Genomic DNA, 3,165 nt, shown 5'->3' on the forward strand with positions numbered 1-3,165 from the left:
CATCACCAAGAGCCGCCTGCCCCGCCCCCGCGCCCCAACCCCCTCCACCACATCGGCGTGTGGGGTATGAACGCGGCAGCACGGCTGCAGCTGTTTTTCGCGTTCGTGGGCGCTGTGGTCGACGACGCCTTGCCGCGGCTGCTGCGACCCCACCGAATCCGCTGGCGGCAGGTGCTTGGTGAGATTGAGCATGCAGGTGTCCGGGCGCTGCCCATCCTCGGGCTGCTGATTTTTCTTACCGGCGTGGTGATGGCCTACCAGGGGGGTACCCCGTTGCAGCAGTTCGGGGCCAATATCTTTCTCGTGGATCTGCTGACCTTGACCATGCTGCGGGAGATGGCACCGCTGATGACGGCCATCATCGTCGCGGGGCGCACCGGATCCGCCTACACGGCACAGATTGGCACCATGCACATGACCGACGAAGTCGACGCCCTGCGGGTTATCGGTATTACACCCTACGAGATGCTGGTCCTGCCGAAACTGCTTGCGCTGCTGATCGTGATGCCCCTGTTGACGATGTACGCCGACCTGCTCGGCATGCTCGGTGGCATTACCGTGGCCGCGGCCTTTTTCGACGTCGGCGTGGCGGATTTTATCCAGCGCATTCCTGAAGCCGTGGCAGCGAGCACCTTCTGGGTCGGCATTATCAAGGCCCCTGTGTTCGCCGTACTGATCGTTATGGTCTCCTGCTATCATGGGTTTGCCGTGCAAAGGAGCACCGAAAGCGTGGGGCGAGCCACCACCCAGAGCGTGGTCCAGGGCATTTTCCTGGTCATCGTGGCCGACGCCATCTTCTCCGTCGTATTCAACATGCTGGACCTATGAGGGGAGCCATCGCCGTCAATCCCAAGAGCGTGTCGGACCCCGTGATTCGCGTCGCAGGTCTTACCACCCGTTTCGGCACAGCGTCGATCCACGAAGGTCTGGACCTGGAGGTTTGGCGTGGAGAGATCCTGGGCCTGGTCGGTGGCAGCGGCACGGGCAAGACCGTCCTGTTGCGCCAGATGATGCTCCTGCAGGCGCCCACCGCCGGCCGCATTGAGATCCTCGGCATGGACGCGACAACACTTGACCGGCATAGCCTGCGGCGATTCCGGCGGCGTATGGGGGTGCTGTTCCAGCACGGGGCGCTTTTCACTGGCCTGACCGTGCGGCAGAACATCAGCATGGTCATCCGCGAGCATGCGCGCCTGGATCTGGGGCTGTGTAACGCGATCGCGGAGCTCAAAATCGCCCTGTCCGGTCTGCCCGCCAGTGCAGCGGAGAAGTACCCGGATGCGCTCAGCGGGGGCATGATCAAGCGGGCTGCCCTGGCACGTGCGCTGGCGTTGGATCCGGAATTGCTGTTCCTGGACGAGCCAACCTCCGGGCTTGATCCGGTGAGCACGAACGCCTTTGACGAGCTCATCGTCAAGCTGCGGGACCTGCTGGGGCTGACCGTGATCATGATCACCCACGATCCGGAGTCCCTGCGCCGGGCCACGGATCGCATTGCCTTTCTCGCCAACCGACGGGTCTGGGCACTCGGGTCGATGCCGCAGCTCATGGCGAGCGAGGAGCCGCTGACCCGGGCCTATTTTCAGGGCGCGCAGCTCGCGCAACCGGAGGGTTAGCCGTGTCACAGGTGATCTCATGCATGACCGTGTAAACCACACCTTGGTCGGGCTCTTTGTGGTGGTGCTCGGCATCGCCTTGGTCGCTGCCGGGCTTTGGTTTTCCGGTGACTTCGCACGGGAAGAAGAAGATCGCTACCTGGTCATGCCGACTGAGCCCATGACCGGGCTCAGCCGTAACGCCTCCGTGAAGTACCAGGGCATCGACGTCGGCCGGGTGCGGGAGCTCGGCCTCGACGAACATGGTAACGTGCGCATCGTGATCAGCGTCCGGACCAACGTGCCGGTCCAGGCCGACACGCGCGTGCGCCCCGCCACGCAGGGGCTCACCGGCCTCGGACACCTGGAGCTTGTCCCCGGAACCCGGGACGCCGGACCAGCGGTTGCCGACGCGTATCGCTATCCCGTGCTCCCCAACGCGCCGTCACTGCGGACGCGCCTGGAGACAGCCGTGGAAGAAGGCCTGGCTGGCGTGGATCGGGCCAGCGAGCGGCTGGAGGCGTTGCTCTCGGATGACAACATCCGGGCGCTGAACGCGACTTTGGGGAACGTGGAAACGATCAGCGACACCCTGGCGAACAACGCCGACCAGATGGAAGGCACACTGGACGAGACAGAGCAACTGATTCGCGGCATGCGCCATCTCGTGGAATCGGCCCCGGAAACCATGGCACGCCTTGACCAGACGCTGGCGAGCGTTGACGACGCCGCCCGACGCACGGCGACCACCGCCGCGCAGCTGGGGGAAACAGGTGAGCGCAGCAACGCCGCCCTGCAACGCCTGGACCGGGAGACGCTGCCCCAGGTGAACCAGCTACTCCTGGACATTCAAGGGCTGACGGCCACGCTGGAGAGGTTCGGTCATGAAATCTCGGAGCACCCCAACAGACTAATTTTTGGTGCCCCCCGACGGTCTCCGGGACCGGGCGAGTCCAACTGACACAGGGAGACCGCGCGTGGCCAAACGTTTCGTGCTCGCGCTACTGGTGACGCCGCTGTTGCTCGCCGCCTGCACCACCTTTGCGCCGCCACGGGAGGACGCGCGCAATACCTGGGGTATCGATCCTGCAATGCCTGGGCCGGAGGGGCGCCTCTCAGCGGAGGCGACCTTCCATGTCGCACGTCCAGCCGCTGCAGCCACCGTGGCCAGCACCGAGATGGCCTACCAGCAGGCAGACTTCCAACGGCAGTATTACGCGCGGAACCGCTGGGCTGCGGAACCCGCGCAGTTGCTGCATCCCCATCTGGTGGCAGCGATAGAGAGTGCCGGACTGTTCACGACGGTCATTGCCAGGAGCACGACAGCGCCTGCGCACTACCGGCTTGAGACGGAACTGCTGGAACTCATGCACGACTTTCGCGCGCGGGAACAGGGGCGCGTACGTGTGCGGCTGCGTGCCCACGTTATTGACTTGCGCCGGGGTGCAGTCGTCGCCACGCGGCGATTTCGGGTACAAGCGGACAGCGCTGAGGCCTCACCCCAGGCCGGCGTTGCCGCCACCAACGACGCCATCGAGCGGGTGCTCGTGGAACTCACCGACTGGCTTGC

The 3,165-nt window shown here is 64.8% G+C and carries 4 protein-coding genes; all 4 read left to right on the forward strand.

What is annotated here, in order from left to right; all coding sequences use genetic code 11:
• A partial coding sequence (locus QZT63_RS02345; protein ID WP_290648250.1) for an ABC transporter permease occupies window positions 1–828 on the forward strand: 828 nt, incomplete at its 5' end.
• A complete protein-coding gene (locus QZT63_RS02350; RefSeq protein ID WP_290648252.1) occupies window positions 825–1,616 on the forward strand; it encodes an ATP-binding cassette domain-containing protein in 792 nt (263 codons plus the stop codon). The genes QZT63_RS02345 and QZT63_RS02350, both read left to right, overlap by 4 nt.
• 19 nt (window positions 1,617–1,635) lie before the next feature.
• Entirely contained in the window at window positions 1,636–2,556 is a 921-nt protein-coding gene (locus QZT63_RS02355) for an MlaD family protein (RefSeq protein ID WP_290648254.1), read from the forward strand.
• Between the two features lie 16 nt (window positions 2,557–2,572).
• On the forward strand, window positions 2,573–3,165 hold a 593-nt coding region (locus tag QZT63_RS02360; RefSeq protein WP_290648256.1), incomplete at its 3' end, for an ABC-type transport auxiliary lipoprotein family protein.

It is taken from the genome of Aquisalimonas sp. (genome assembly GCF_007120195.1).
Lineage (GTDB): Bacteria > Pseudomonadota > Gammaproteobacteria > Nitrococcales > Aquisalimonadaceae > Aquisalimonas.

Excerpts from the sequence above, each read along its gene's own strand:
- QZT63_RS02350 (WP_290648252.1), top strand. The coding sequence starts at position 825 with ATGAGGGGAGCCATCGCCGTCAATCCCAAGAGCGTGTCGGACCCCGTG.
- QZT63_RS02355 (WP_290648254.1), top strand. The coding sequence starts at position 1,636 with ATGCATGACCGTGTAAACCACACCTTGGTCGGGCTCTTTGTGGTGGTG.